This window comes from Micromonospora sp. WMMA1996 (genome assembly GCF_002573675.1).
Lineage (GTDB): Bacteria > Actinomycetota > Actinomycetes > Mycobacteriales > Micromonosporaceae > Micromonospora > Micromonospora sediminicola.
This window is the reverse complement of sequence record NZ_PDHU01000001.1, coordinates 1,279,168-1,291,627: the sequence shown is the minus strand read 5'-3', so window position 1 is coordinate 1,291,627 and position 12,460 is coordinate 1,279,168. Positions and strand designations below refer to the sequence as shown.

Below are 12,460 nucleotides of genomic sequence, written 5' to 3'. Positions count from 1 at the left end.
CCCCGGAGGACCGCCCGTGACCGCTGACCCCCACCCCTCCCGGCGCTGGGCCCTCGTCACCGGCGCCAGTCTGGGCATCGGCGAGTCGTTCGCCCGCCGGCTCGCCGCGGACGGTTGGAACCTCGTGCTCGTGGCCCGCGACTTCGCCCGGCTCGACGCCCTGGCGACCGAGCTGGCCGGCCGGCACGGCGGCGAGGTGAAGACGATCCCGGCCGATCTGTCCACCGACGACGGTTGTGCGGTGGTCGAACGCCGGCTGACCGCCGTCCCGCCGGTGGAGCTGCTGGTGAACAACGCGGGGATCAGTCTGAACACGCCGTTCGTCCGGTCGACCGTCGCGGACGAGGCCCGGCTGGTCCGGCTCAACGTGCTGGCGGTGCTCCGGCTGACCCACGCCGCCCTCGGTCCGATGATCGAGCGGGGTGAGGGGGCAGTGATAAATGTCTCTTCGGTGGCGGGTTTCGGCGTGCCCATGCCGGGGTCGACGTACTCGGCCAGCAAGGCGTGGGTGACGAACTTCAGCGAGTCGATCGGCCAGTCGGTGGCCCCGCTCGGCGTGCGCGTGATGGCGCTCTGCCCCGGCTACACCCGCACCGGCTACCACGAACGCGCCGGCATCGACATGTCGCGCACGCCCGCGTGGATGTGGCTGCGGGCCGACGACGTGGTCGACGAAGGGCTGCGTGACCTGGGCAAAGGCAAGTTGGTCAGCGTGCCGGGCTGGAAGTACAAGCTGGCTGTGGCCGGGCTGCGGCACGCGCCGAAACGGCTGCTGCGCGGCGCCGTCCGGGACACCCGGGGGAAGGTCGACCAGGCCCGCGGCTGACGGTCGGCGGTCCCGGCGCCGGCCCGGCCGCGCCGCCGGCCCTGGATGGACGGTCGCGCAGAGTAGCCGGACATTGCCAATCATCGGTTGCCCGCCGGGTGATCGGGGCGGACCCCACGGACGGCGTCCAGACTTGCGAAGTACGCTCTATCGCCATGGGGGACCACGACGACCTGCGTAAATTCATCACTGACCTGGCCGTGGTCCACGGTCGGGTGGTGCTCTCATCGGGCCGTGAGGCGGACTGGTACGTCGATCTGCGTCGCGTCACGCTCCATCACCGGGCCGCCCCGCTGATCGGCCGGGTGATGTGCGACCTCACCGCCGACTGGTCGTACGACGCGGTCGGTGGACTGACCCTGGGGGCCGATCCGGTGGCGGGCGCGATGCTGCACGCCTCGGCCGGCACCGACCGCCCGTTGGACGCGTTCGTGGTCCGTAAGGCGGGTAAGGCGCACGGTCTCCAGCGCCGGATCGAGGGGCCGGACGTCGCGGGTCGCCGGGTCCTGGCGGTGGAGGACACCTCCACCACGGGTGGCAGCGTGTTGACGGCGGTCGAGGCGTTGCGTGAGGCCGGGGCCGACGTGGTGGGCGTGGCGGTTATTGTTGATCGAGGCGCCGGCGACGCGGTGCGAGCCGCCGGATTGCCGTATCGGGCGGCCTATACGTTGGCTGACCTCGGCCTTGTGGCGTAAAAGTTTGCCGATTCGGATCTGCTGATATGCAGGCGGATCGATGCTGCTGGTGGAAGGATGGAATACGTGGGAACTGCGTTGGCTGAAATGACCATGCCTCAGATCTCGCCGCTTGCCGGCGAGCCGATCGAACGCGCCGACGCCGAGCGGCTGGCGGGGGTCCTCAAGGCCCTTGCCGACCCCGCCCGGCTCCGGCTGCTCAGCCTGATCCAGTCGGCTCCCGAGGGGGAGGCGTGCGTGTGTGACCTCACCGCGCCGCTCGGCCTCTCGCAGCCGACGGTCAGCCACCACCTGCGCATCCTCACCGAGGCCGGCTTGCTGGAGCGGGAGAAGCGTGGGGTCTGGGCGTACTACCGGCTGGTGCCGACCGCGATCGCCACGATCGCGGATCTGCTCACCCCGCCGCGGAAGCGGGCCACCAAGAAGGCTCGCTGAACCACGGCCCGTCCGAGGACGGTCCGGCCGGCCGAGGCCCCGGCGCGATGGCACGCGCGCCGAACCCGGCAGGCCGTCCCGCCCGGTTGCGGGTGACCGGTGGCGTGCCAGGGGTGGCGTCACCAGTCGCACGGCGACGGCTGACGCCGTCCGTGGTTCGACAGGTCGTGCGCGCGAAGGCCGGCTCCCGCACGGGGGCCGGCCTTCGGTGTAGTCGCGGTCAGCGGCGGTGCTGCCCGCCGTGCCCGTGCGGGTGGTCGTCGCCGTCGACGGCGTCCCGGGCGGCCTCCACCGCGCCGGCCGCGGTCGCCGCCGCGATCACCGCCACCGCCTCGCCCCGCTTGCGCGCCTTCCGGTCGCGGAGGAACTCGAAGAAGATCGGCAGCACCGAGATCACGATGATCAGCGCGACCACCGGCAGGATGTACCGGTCGATCTTGTCGCCGATGGCGTCGTAGATCTGGCGGGCCAGCAGGTAGCCGATCAGCAGGATGCCGTCCACCCAGAGGATCGCGCCGACCACGTTCCACACGAAGAACTGCCGGGCCGGCATCCCGAGCACGCCGGCCACCGGGTTGAGGAACGTCCGCACGATCGGGATGAAGCGGGCCAGCACCACGGCCTTGGCCGGGCCGAACTTCTGGAAGTAGTACTCCGCCTTCTCCACGTACTCCCGCTTGAAGAGGCGGGAGTTGGGCTTGTCGAACATGCGCCGGCCGTAGCGCGCGCCGAGCCAGTGCCCGAGCTGGGCGCCGGCGATCGCGCAGAGCGGGCCGCCGATCATCAGCCCGGCCAGCGAGAGCCGGGTGCCGTCGCCGAAGATGGCGTCGGCCACCGGGGAGGCGGCCACCCCGGCCAGGAAGAGCAGCGAGTCGCCCGGGAAGAAGAACCCGACCAGCAGGCCGGTCTCGGCGAACAGGATCGCCCAGACGCCGATCATCCCGAAGGTGTGGATGAGGTCCTTCGGGTCGAGCGGGTTCAGCGCCACGTTCTCGGAGATCATCCGGGTCTTCTCAGCTGTGTCCACGGCCACACAGGTTACCCGGGCCCGGACCGGCGTCGCGCCGGACCGGGCCCACCGTCGTCTACAGGCGCGGGTCCACCGGTTCGGACTCGCAGGCGAGGATCGCGAAGACCAGCTCGTGGCGGCGCCAGAGCGGGGCGTCCTCGGCCAGCGCGTCCAGGGCGGCCAGGCCCAGACCGTGCTCGCGCAGCGCCAACCCGCGCTTACGGCCCAGCGAGCGCCGCCGCAACGCGGCGAGCTGACCCGCCCCGGTGTACCCGGGGCCGTAGATGATCCGCAGGTACTCCCGGCCGCGGCACTTGATCCCCGGCTGGAGCAGCGAGCCCTTCGGCGAACGGGCGGCCGGGCCCGCGTACGGCTTGACCACCATGCCCTCGCCGCCGGACCCGGTCAGCGCCAGCCACCAGTCCGTCGCGGCTGCCACCGCCGCCTCGTCGGCCAGCTCCACCACCCGCCGACGTGTCGGGGTGAAGAACTCCGGGTCGGCCGCACAGAGCCGGTCGGCCAGCGCCAGGTGCCACCCGTGGTCCCGGTCCGCGTAGCTCGTGCCCGCGCCGGCCAGCACGGCGAACGGCGCGAGCGTCACCCCGCGCAGCCCGTCGGTGCGACCCACGTACGCCCGGTACGCCGCCGAGTAGGCGGTCACCTCGGCCGCCCGCTCGGCGGTCCGGGCGTGCAGCTCCGCCACCGGCAGGCCGCGGCCCGCGGCGGCGTCCAGCGTGGCGAGCACCGCCGGCAGCGCCGCCCGGCCGGCCGCGCCGACCCCGGCGTACTGCTCGCGGATCAGCCCGCCCGCCTTCGCCGACCAGGGCAGCAGCTCCGCGTCGAGCAGCAGCCAGTCGGTGTCCAGCTCGGCCCAGAGGCCGGCGGTGGTGACCGCCGCGCGCACCCGGGCCAGCAGCTCGTCGTCGAGCGGCGGACCGAAGAACGGCCGACCGGTACGGGTGTGCACGGCGCCGCCGCCGAACCGGCCCGGCTCCCGTTCCACCAGCACCACGGCCCGGGAGCCCATGTGCTTCTCCTCGCAGACCACCCGGTCGACGCCGGCCGCGCGGTAGTCGGCGAACGCCTCCGCCGGGTGCTCCAGGAACCCCTCGACGGTGGACGTCGAGCAGGGCGCCATGGTCGGCGGCAACCAGACCAGCCGACCCGGGTCGACCGCGTACCGGCTCATCACCTCCAGCGCGGCGGCCGCGTTCTCCGCCGGCACGGTCAGCGACCCGTACGCGTGGGTGAGGTGCCGCCGCCCGGTCACGTCGGCCAGGTCGAGCACGGTGTCCGGGCGGGCCGGCGTGGGCGGCACCAGCGGGCGGGCCGGCGCGTACCACTCCTGCACCGCCGGGACCGCGACCAGCTCCTTCTCCGGGTAACGCAGCGCGGTCAGCTTGCCGCCGAACACGCAGCCGGTGTCCAGGCAGATGGTGTTGTTGATCCACTCCGGCTCGGGCGTCGGGGTGTGCCCGTACACGACCATGGCCGAGCCCCGGTAGTCGCGGGCCCACGGGTAGCGCACCGGCAGGCCGTACTCGTCGGTCTCGCCGGTGGTCTCGCCGTAGAGCGCGAACGACCGCACCCGGCCGGACGCCCGGCCGTGGTAGGCCTCCTTCAGGCCGGCGTGCGCCACCACGAGCCGCCCGCCGTCCAGCACGTAGTGGCTGACCAGACCGTCGATGAACGTCTCCGCCTCGGCGACGAACTCCGGCGTCTCGGCGGCGAGCTGCTCCATCGTCTCGGCCAGGCCGTGGGTGAGCCGGACGTCCCGGCCGCGCAGCTTGCGCAGCAGCTTCTGCTCGTGGTTGCCCGGCACGCAGATCGCGTGGCCGGCCGCCACCATGCCCATGACCAGGCGGAGCACACCGGGCGAGTCCGGGCCGCGGTCGACCAGGTCACCCACGAACACCGCGGTACGTCCCGACGGGTGCGCCGCGTCCACCGGGCGGCCCGCGTCGTCGTGCCGCAGCACGTAGCCGAGCCGGGACAGCAGCGTCTCCAGCTCGGCGCGGCAGCCGTGCACGTCCCCGACCACGTCGAACGGGCCGGTCAGCTCCCGCCGGTCGTTGAACAGCCGCTCGAAGCGGATCTCCGCGGCGTCGATCTCCTCCACCCCGCGCAGCACGTGCACCTTGCGGAAGCCCTCGCGGGCCAGCCGCCCGTACGACTGCCGCAGGTCGCGGCGCATCCGGGTGAGCACCTGCCGGCCGTGCGTCCGGTCGGCGCGGGCCTCGGTGCGCTCCCAGGCCACCGCCTCCGGCACGTCCAGCACGATCGCCACCGGCAGCACGTCGTGCTCCCGGGCCACCCGGATCAGCCCGGCCCGGGCGTGCGGCTGGAGGTTGGTCGCGTCGACGACGGTCAGGCGGCCCCGCCGCAGCCGGATCCCGGCCACGTGGTGCAGCGCGTCGAACGCGTCGCCGGACGCGGACTGGTCGTTCTCGTCGTCCGCCACCAGGCCACGGAAGGTGTCCGAGGAGAGCACCTGGCTGGCCGCGAAGTGCCGGCGGGCGAACGTGGACTTGCCGGAGCCGGAGACGCCGACCAGCGCCACCAGGGCGAGTTCGGGAATGTCCAGGACGGTCATCGGGTCGTCTCCTCCTTCCGGTCGTCACGGGTCAGCACTGCTATCTGGGTGGGCGCGCCCAGCTCCGGGTCGGCGTCGCCCACCCCGGCGATGGTGGCCGTGTAGCCGTGGGCCGCGGCCACCCGCCGCACCCAGGCGGCGAACTCCGCCCGGGTCCACTCGAACCGGTGGTCGGCGTGCCGGAACCGACCCGGCGCCAACCCCTCGTAGCGGACGTTGTACTCGACGTTCGGGGTGGTCACCACCACGGTGCCCGGTCGGGCGTGACCGAACACCGCGTCCTCCAGCGCCGGCAGTCGCGGCGGGTCGAGGTGCTCCACCACCTCCATCAGCACCGCCGCGTCGTAGCCGCGCAGCCGGTCGTCCCGGTAGGTCAGCGCGGACTGTCGCAGGTGGATCCGGTCCCGCTGCCGCTCGGGCAGCCGGTCCAGCCGCAACCGGCGGGCGGCCAGGCCGAGCGCCCGGTCGGAGACGTCGACGCCGACCACCTCGGTGAACCGCTGGTCGGCGACCAGCGCGGTGAGCAGCGCGCCACCACCGCAACCCAGGTCCACGACCCGACTCGCGCCGCTGTCCCGCAGCGCGGCGAGCACCGCCTCCCGCCGCTGTGCGGCCAGTGGGACCCGTCGCGGGTCCCCGGCGTCGTCGGCGGTCGGGTCGATGCTGTCGTCGGCGTCGGGCTCGTCGGCCAGGCGCAGCTCGGCCAGGCGGGCCAGTGCCGTACCGGCCAGAGCCCGCCGGTGCGCCAGGTAACGCCGGGTGATCAGGCTCCGCTCCGGGTGGTCCGCCAGCCAGCCGGAGCCGGCCCGCAGCAGCTTGTCCACCTCGTCCGGCGCGACCCAGTAGTGCTTGGCGTCGTCCAGCACGGGCAGCAGCACGTACAGGTGGTTGAGGGCGTCGGCGAGCCGCAGCGTGCCGGTCAGCGTCAGGTCGACGTACCGGCTGTCACCCCATTCCGGGTACGTCTCGTCGAGCGGGATCGGCGTGGCCGTCACGGTCCAGCCGAGCGGGGCGAACACCCGTACCGCCAGGTCCGCGCCGCCCCGGCAGCGCAGCACCGGCACCCGTACGGTCAACGGGATCGCGGTGGCGGCCAGCTCCGCGCGGTCCCGCGACTCGCTGCGCAGCGCCGAGCGGAAGACCTTCGCCAGCGCGGAGGAGAGCAGGCTGGACGCCGCGTACGGGCGGTCGTTGACGTACTGCCCGAGGGTGAAGCCCTCCGGCGCGGTCGCCTGCCGGCGGCCCCGACCGGCGCCCAGCTTCAGCGGGTCGACCTCGACCAGCAGCGCCGCCGTGCACCGCGCCTCGTCCGCCTCGGGGTAGAACACGTGCGCGGCGCCGGCGGGCAGGTCGAAGCTCTGCACGCGGTCCGGGTGCTTGACGAGGAGGTGGCCGAGGTCGGTCGCGGGACGGTGGGTCGTGGTGAGGGTCAGCAGCACGGGTTGATGGTCCCTTGATCTTCAGGCTGTGTCGTGGGGGTTTCCGGGGAGCCCGACCCGCTCCGGGCGGTCAGGCTTGATCCCTGCGCGGGTCGGGCTCCCCGGAAACCTGACGTGGTCGTTCTTCGCGCACCAGTGCTGCTTCTTGGTCTTCTGGTGTGGCTCGGATACGGCGGTGCCCCGCCGACCGGGGTGGTCGGCGGGGCACCCTGGTGCGCTTGGTCAGGCGACGAAGCGGGTCTTGCGGCGGCGGGCCACCACGTAGCCGCCGAAGCCGGCGGCGAGCAGCAGCGCGCCGATGCCGGCGATCAGGCCGGTGGAGGAACCGGTGATCGGCAGCGTGCCGCCGTCACCGCCGCCCTGGCCACCGTCGCCACCCGGGGCGGCGTTGACGACGACCTTGGCGGTGTCGTTGGCCGGCTTCAGGTCACGGGTGAAGCCGCCGTCGCACTGGCACGTGACATTGACCTTCACCGGCCCGGTCGCGTTGGCGATCACCTTGTCGATCCGGAGCGAGAAGTCCAGCATCGCCGAGTCGCCGGCCTTCAGCACGCTGCCGAAGTAGCAGAAGTAGTTGCGCTGGCCCGGCTCGCCCGGCTCGCCCCACTGGTCGCCGTTCCTGGTGATGCAGTTCTCCGGCACGGCGACCGCCGTCGTGCCCTGCGGCACGTCGAAGCTCAGGTAGGTGACGGAGCTGCCCGCCCGGTTGTAGTCGAGAGTCGCCGGGCCGTTGTTACGCAGCCCGAAGGTCGCCTTCACCGTGGCGCCGGCCTTGCCGGTCACCGAGGTGCCGAGCGCCTCAAGGTCGGTGCCGTTCTTGCCGGTCGCGTTGACCGTCAGGATCGTGCCGTTGTTCTCCGGCTGCCGGTCGGCCTGGAAGCCCTGAGAGGTCACCTTGGCGGCCGGGACGAGCGCCAGCTTGCCGTCGGTGCCGGGCTCGCCGATGGTCTCCTGGTAGAAGTCCACGTCCTTCTGGAAGTCCTCGAACTCGGCCGGGGTCATCCAGATGATCTCGCCGTACTTGGAGCTCGGGGCGTAGGTGTCCGCGCCGAGGACGTACGGCATCGACGCGCTGAACGTGCGTCCCGCCGGCAGCTCCTCGTCGAACGTGCAGGTGCGCAGCTCGTCACCCACGTAGGTGCAGTTGTTGAAGTGCCTGGCCGCGTTCAGGCCGTAGTCGTTGTAGAAGATGGCGACGGCGCCCTTGGCGGTGGTCTCGCCCGCGTTGCCGACCGTGACCGGAGCAGTGAAGGCCTTACCCGGCGCGGCCGACGTCTCGATCTCCTGGCCGGCGGCCAGGTCGACGCCCTCGCCGATCCGGATCTTCGCGTCGTGCGAAACCGGCTCGTAGCCGGCGGCGGTCATGGTCACCTTCAGCGTGCCGGCATCGCCGTCCTTCGCCTTGGCGGTGGCCTTGAGCTCCACCTCGAAGATGCCGTTCGAGCCCCACTCGTCGACGTCGATCTCGAACGGGTCGGTGCAGAGCAGCACGTACTCCGACGGGTTGCTGCAGTAGGGGTCGTCGTCGCCGACGGTCACCTTGCCGGCCAGATCGGAGAAGTCGTAGCGGATGGCGACGTCGTGCAGCACGGTCGGAGCGGAGCTGAAGAGCCTGCTCCGCTCGATCTTGCCGTCGCTGTTGGTGGCGATCGTGGTGTCGCTGAAGTAGAGGCCCAGCTTGATCTGGGATCCGCCGGCGACGGCGGGGGTGGCGGAGGCGGCGACGAACGCGCCTGCGACGCCCAACCCGGCGAGCCAGCGCCGGGTGGAGTTGCTGAGCATGAGGGGGGTCCTCCCGTGGGGGGTGATCAGGTGGAGCCCGTGGAGCTTAAAGATTCCTTAAGTCGGCCCGCTGTCCCGCGCGACGAACATTGACCGAACGGTTGATCACGGTTGCCGCAACGTTCCGGCTGCCCGTACCCGTCCACCAATCGGGACACCGGGAGGTGCAGTGACGTACGAGGAGTTCGCCGACGCGCGGCTGGGCGCCCTGCTGCGGTACGCGGTCATGCTGACCGGTGAGCCGCACCAGGCCCAGGACCTGGTGCAGGAGACCATGGTCCGGGTCCAGCTGAACTGGCGTCGGGTGGCGCGCAGCGACGTGCCGGAACGGTACGTGCGCCGGATGCTGACCAACCAGTTCGTCGACTGGCGGCGCGGCTCGTGGGCCCGTCGGGTGCTGCTGCGCGGCGAGCCGGACGAGTCGGTGCCGGCCCCGGCGGACCATGCGCAGTCCGCGGTGGACCGGGACCAGGTCTGGACCTGGCTGGCCGGGCTGCCGCGCCGGCAGCGCGCGGCGCTGGTGCTGCGCTACTACGAGGACCTGCCCGACGCGGAGATCGCCGAGGTGCTCGGCTGCGCGGTCGGCACCGTCCGGTCCAGCATCTCGCGCGCCCTGGCCACCCTCCGAGCCGAACACGTGGAGGTCTGCTCATGATCGAGGACGAGCTGCGGGCCGCGTTCGCCCGCCACGAGGAGCTGGCCCCGCCGACCGGCCCGGTCCGCGCCGCCATCGACCACGCGGTGGTGCGTCGTCGCCGTCGTCGCCGCCGGGTGCGCCTCGCCGGCACCGCGCTGGCGGTCACCGCGACGGCGCTGGTCGGGTTCACCGTGGCCGCGCCCCGGCCGCCGGCGCCCGCCCCGCCGGCCGCCGCGCCGACGTCCACCCCCACGGGGGCGATGAACGTGCTGCTGCTCGGCGTCGACCAGGCAGGCCCGGACCGGCGGGCCGACTCGATCCTGCTGGTGCACGTGCCGGCCGACCGGAGCCGGATCTACCTCGTCTCCATCCCGCGCGACCTGCTGGTGCCCATGCCGGACGGCGGCACCACCGGCAAGATCAACGCGACCTTCTCCCGGGCCGCCGCGTCGGGGGACCTGGCCGCCGGCTACCGGGCCACCCGCCAGGCGGTCACCCGGCTGACCGGGGTACGCGTCGACGCCGGCGCGGTACTGACCTACGCCGCGACCCGCGAGCTGACCGACGAGGTCGGCGGCGTGCCGGTCTGCCTGCCGGCACCGGTGCGCTCGGTGCACACCGACCGCCGGTTCCCGGCCGGCTGCCAGCGGCTCGACGGCACCCGGGCGGTGGACCTGCTCCGCCAGCGGTACGGCCTGCGCGAGGGCGGGCTGGACCGGGACCGCAACGCCACCCGGTACGCGGCCGGCCTGCTGCGGCAGGTGCGGGAGCGGGGGACGCTGACCGACCCGGCGCGGCTCGGCCGGTTGGTCGGTGAGATCGGCCCGGGGCTGACCGTCGACACCGGTGGGAGGTCCCTGCCGCTGCTGCTGTCGGTGGTCGCGCGGGCCGCCGCCGCCGAGCCGGTCGCGCTCGGCCTGCCGATCCGCTACGAGGACTGGACGGACCGCGGCTTCGAACAGCCGGACCCGACGCTCGCCCCCGGCTTCCTGGACGCGCTACGCACGGACCGGGTGGCCGGCTGGACCGCCGCCCACCCGGACCACGTCACGCCCCTGCGTCAGCGGTAGTCGTCCTCGTCGGCGGTGACCACCCGGGCCTGCTCCATCGCGTCCCAGTCGGCGACCTCCAGGCCCCGGTGCGGCTCGCCGTCGGTGTCGTCCGGGGTGGCCGAGGCGGCCTGCTCGACCGCGTCGGCCGGCTCCGCCTCGAGATCCCGCTCCTCCGGAGCGAGGTGGTCACTCGGGGCGAAGTCCTCGTCGGGCTGACCCATCGTCCCTCCCTGCGTCTCGTGCGGGCGTCTGCCACCACCACCGTACGGGCTGGTCCGGGCCTCCGCTCGGCGCCGGGCGGAACGGTGGAGTCGGCGATTGTCCCCTCCCCGGCGCGTGGCCCCTGCCAGGATGGTCCCGTGGGCTTCCTGATCCGACTGGCGATCACCGCGATCGCGTTGTGGGTCACCACGCTGATCGTGCCCGGGGTGGAGGTGACCGGTCGCAACGGTGGCACCACCGTGTTCACCCTGATCGTGGTGGCGCTCGTCTTCGGCGTGGTCAACGCCGTGCTCAAGCCGCTCATCAAGGTGTTCGGCTGCGTGTTCTACCTGCTCACGCTCGGTCTGTTCGCGCTCGTGGTGAACGCCCTGCTGTTCCTGCTCACCGACTGGATCGCCGGCCTGTTGAAGCTGCCCTTCCACGTGGACGGCTTCTGGGCCGCCTTCTGGGGGGCCATCGTGGTCGCCGTGGTGAGCTGGCTGATCAGCGTCGTCGTGCCGGACCGCCTGGAGGAGCGGTGAGCCGGCGCCGGGTCGGTTGTGCCCTGCCGGCGCTCCTACGGGATACTGCCCGCGGTGGACAGCGCGGTCCGGCGTACCCGTGGAAGTCAGCGGCCGGAACGGCCGCCTCCATGGAAGACAGCGGCCTGCACGGCCGAGAGCGGTAAGTAAGGAGCGTTCGACATGCCCATCGCTTCCCCCGAGGCTTACGCGGAGATGCTGGACCGGGCCAAGGCCGGCCGGTACGCGTACCCCGCGATCAACGTGACCTCCTCGCAGACGCTGAACGCGGCGCTCAAGGGCTTCGCCGACGCGGAGAGCGACGGCATCATCCAGGTCTCCACCGGCGGCGCGGAATACCTGTCCGGCCCGTCGATCAAGGACATGGTGACCGGCGCGAGCGCGTTCGCCGCGTACGCGCACGAGGTGGCCAAGAAGTACCCGGTGAACATCGCGCTGCACACCGACCACTGCCCGAAGGACAAGCTGGACAAGTTCGTCCGGCCGCTGATGGCGATCTCCCAGGAGCGCGTCAAGAACGGCCAGGAGCCGCTGTTCCAGTCGCACATGTGGGACGGCTCGGCCGTGCCGGTGGCGGAGAACCTGGAGATCGCCGAGCAGCTCCTCGCCGAGGCCGCCAAGGGCAAGATCGTCCTGGAGATCGAGGTCGGCGTCGTCGGTGGCGAGGAGGACGGCGTCGAGAACGCCATCAACGACAAGCTCTACACCACCGTCGAGGACGGCCTGGCCATGGTCGAGGCGCTGGGCCTGGGGGAGAAGGGCCGCTACATGGCGGCGCTGACCTTCGGCAACGTGCACGGCGTCTACAAGCCGGGCAACGTGAAGCTCCGCCCCGAGGTGCTCAAGCAGATCCAGGACGCGGTCGGTGCCAAGTACGGCAAGGAGAAGCCGCTCAGCCTGGTCTTCCACGGCGGTTCCGGCTCGCTGCTGTCGGAGATCCGGGAGGCGCTGGACTACGGCGTGGTGAAGATGAACATCGACACCGACACCCAGTACACGTTCTCCCGCCCGGTCGCGGACCACATGTTCCGCAACTACGACGGCGTGCTGAAGGTCGACGGCGAGGTCGGCAACAAGAAGATGTACGACCCGCGCGTCTGGGGCAAGGCCGCCGAGGCCGGCATGGCCGCCCGCGTGGTGGAGGCCTGCGAGCACCTGCGCTCCACCGGCACCACCATGAAGTGACACCCCTGATGTAAGGAAGGGCCCCTTGTTAACAGCTCGCTGTTAACAAGGGGCCCTTCCTCTA

At 72.3% G+C, this 12,460-nt stretch carries 12 protein-coding genes; 7 read left to right on the top strand and 5 right to left on the bottom strand.

The genetic code is table 11. The features are described from left to right. The first annotated feature begins 16 nt into the window (after window positions 1–16). The 3 genes from COO58_RS06350 to COO58_RS06340 all read left to right on the top strand — a co-directional run bounded on the left by COO58_RS06350 (window position 17) and on the right by COO58_RS06340 (window position 1,956). Entirely contained in the window at window positions 17–826 is an 810-nt protein-coding gene (locus COO58_RS06350; RefSeq protein ID WP_098744158.1) for an SDR family oxidoreductase, read from the top strand. A gap of 155 nt (window positions 827–981) precedes the next feature. Beyond that, window positions 982–1,521, top strand: a complete 540-nt coding sequence (gene pyrE / locus COO58_RS06345; RefSeq protein WP_091576739.1) for an orotate phosphoribosyltransferase — start codon at window positions 982–984, stop codon at window positions 1,519–1,521. Window positions 1,522–1,578: 57 nt separating this feature from the next. After that, window positions 1,579–1,956, top strand: a complete 378-nt coding sequence (locus COO58_RS06340; protein WP_007073957.1) for a helix-turn-helix transcriptional regulator — start codon at window positions 1,579–1,581, stop codon at window positions 1,954–1,956. Between the two features lie 220 nt (window positions 1,957–2,176). Here COO58_RS06340 and COO58_RS06335 read toward each other — a convergent pair whose 3' ends face one another. The 4 genes from COO58_RS06335 to COO58_RS06320 form a co-directional block, all read right to left on the bottom strand. Next, entirely contained in the window at window positions 2,177–2,959 is a 783-nt protein-coding gene (locus COO58_RS06335) for a DedA family protein (RefSeq protein WP_091565846.1), read from the bottom strand. An 82-nt stretch (window positions 2,960–3,041) separates the two neighbouring features. Continuing rightward, entirely contained in the window at window positions 3,042–5,558 is a 2,517-nt protein-coding gene (locus tag COO58_RS06330) for a polynucleotide kinase-phosphatase (RefSeq protein ID WP_098744157.1), read from the bottom strand. After that, window positions 5,555–6,997: a 3' terminal RNA ribose 2'-O-methyltransferase Hen1 gene (locus COO58_RS06325; RefSeq protein WP_098744155.1), complete on the bottom strand. Its 1,443-nt coding sequence runs from the start codon at window positions 6,995–6,997 to the stop codon at window positions 5,555–5,557. The genes COO58_RS06330 and COO58_RS06325 overlap by 4 nt, the downstream gene beginning before the upstream one ends. 222 nt (window positions 6,998–7,219) lie before the next feature. Next, the gene (locus COO58_RS06320) at window positions 7,220–8,779 is read right to left on the bottom strand and encodes an LPXTG cell wall anchor domain-containing protein (protein ID WP_091565832.1); all 1,560 of its coding nucleotides are present in this window, start codon (window positions 8,777–8,779) and stop codon (window positions 7,220–7,222) included. 169 nt (window positions 8,780–8,948) lie between these two features. Here COO58_RS06320 and COO58_RS06315 point away from each other — a divergent pair, with 169 nt between their 5' ends. Both COO58_RS06315 and COO58_RS06310 read left to right on the top strand, forming a co-directional pair. After that, the gene (locus tag COO58_RS06315) at window positions 8,949–9,434 is read left to right on the top strand and encodes a SigE family RNA polymerase sigma factor (protein WP_091565828.1); all 486 of its coding nucleotides are present in this window, start codon (window positions 8,949–8,951) and stop codon (window positions 9,432–9,434) included. Beyond that, window positions 9,431–10,486, top strand: coding sequence for an LCP family protein (locus COO58_RS06310; RefSeq protein WP_098744154.1), 1,056 nt, complete (start codon window positions 9,431–9,433; stop codon window positions 10,484–10,486). Before COO58_RS06315 ends, COO58_RS06310 begins: the two co-directional genes overlap by 4 nt. Here the strand turns inward: COO58_RS06310 and COO58_RS06305 are convergent. After that, the gene (locus COO58_RS06305; RefSeq protein WP_091565819.1) at window positions 10,477–10,689 is read right to left on the bottom strand and encodes a hypothetical protein; all 213 of its coding nucleotides are present in this window, start codon (window positions 10,687–10,689) and stop codon (window positions 10,477–10,479) included. The two genes, COO58_RS06310 and COO58_RS06305, sit on opposite strands and share 10 nt — an antisense overlap. A 138-nt stretch (window positions 10,690–10,827) precedes the next feature. Between COO58_RS06305 and COO58_RS06300 the strand changes: the two genes are divergently transcribed. After that, window positions 10,828–11,211, top strand: a complete 384-nt coding sequence (locus COO58_RS06300; protein ID WP_091565815.1) for a phage holin family protein — start codon at window positions 10,828–10,830, stop codon at window positions 11,209–11,211. 162 nt (window positions 11,212–11,373) lie between these two features. Continuing rightward, window positions 11,374–12,396, top strand: a complete 1,023-nt coding sequence (gene fbaA / locus COO58_RS06295; protein WP_091565811.1) for a class II fructose-bisphosphate aldolase — start codon at window positions 11,374–11,376, stop codon at window positions 12,394–12,396. Window positions 12,397–12,460: the final 64 nt, after the last annotated feature.

Bases quoted from the DNA above. Each gene is read 5' to 3' on its own strand.
- pyrE (WP_091576739.1), top strand. From the start codon at position 982: ATGGGGGACCACGACGACCTGCGTAAATTCATCACTGACCTGGCCGTG.
- COO58_RS06340 (WP_007073957.1), top strand. From the start codon at position 1,579: ATGGAATACGTGGGAACTGCGTTGGCTGAAATGACCATGCCTCAGATC.
- COO58_RS06335 (WP_091565846.1), bottom strand. From the start codon at position 2,959: ATGATCTCCGAGAACGTGGCGCTGAACCCGCTCGACCCGAAGGACCTC.
- COO58_RS06330 (WP_098744157.1), bottom strand. From the start codon at position 5,558: ATGACCGTCCTGGACATTCCCGAACTCGCCCTGGTGGCGCTGGTCGGC.
- COO58_RS06320 (WP_091565832.1), bottom strand. From the start codon at position 8,779: ATGCTCAGCAACTCCACCCGGCGCTGGCTCGCCGGGTTGGGCGTCGCA.
- COO58_RS06310 (WP_098744154.1), top strand. From the start codon at position 9,431: ATGATCGAGGACGAGCTGCGGGCCGCGTTCGCCCGCCACGAGGAGCTG.
- COO58_RS06305 (WP_091565819.1), bottom strand. From the start codon at position 10,689: ATGGGTCAGCCCGACGAGGACTTCGCCCCGAGTGACCACCTCGCTCCG.
- fbaA (WP_091565811.1), top strand. From the start codon at position 11,374: ATGCCCATCGCTTCCCCCGAGGCTTACGCGGAGATGCTGGACCGGGCC.